Origin of the sequence: Bacillus sp. SIMBA_008, from assembly GCF_046535495.1 — a bacterium.
Taxonomy (GTDB): Bacteria; Bacillota; Bacilli; order Bacillales; family Bacillaceae; genus Bacillus; species Bacillus subtilis.
Genome location: NZ_JAWRWL010000432.1, coordinates 1 through 273 on the forward strand (window position 1 = coordinate 1; position 273 = coordinate 273).

Annotated in this window: 1 protein-coding gene; it reads left to right on the forward strand. The window is 51.3% G+C overall.

Features of this window, described 5'->3' with window-relative positions:
• Positions 1-273 (forward strand): TolB family protein (locus SB658_RS23895; protein WP_410602811.1); only part of this gene is annotated, 273 nt, incomplete at both ends.

Consider the following 273-nt stretch of genomic DNA (forward strand, 5'->3'; position numbering starts at 1 on the left):
CGCGCCGATGAGAAAGAAAAAAAGAAGCATGACGAGTATGAGCCGGTTGAGATTCAATCATTAACATATAAACGTGACGGGAAGGGCCTGCTGAACGGAAGCCGGACACAGCTTGTGCTGATTCATCTTGAAACGGGGGAGATTCAGCAGCTGACAGATCATGAAGCTGATCATTATGGCGTGGCCTTTTCACCGGATGGCAGGCAGCTTGCGTTTACCGCCAATTTATGCGAGCCGGGTGACGCCGGAAAGCCGAGCGATGTCTATCTGATG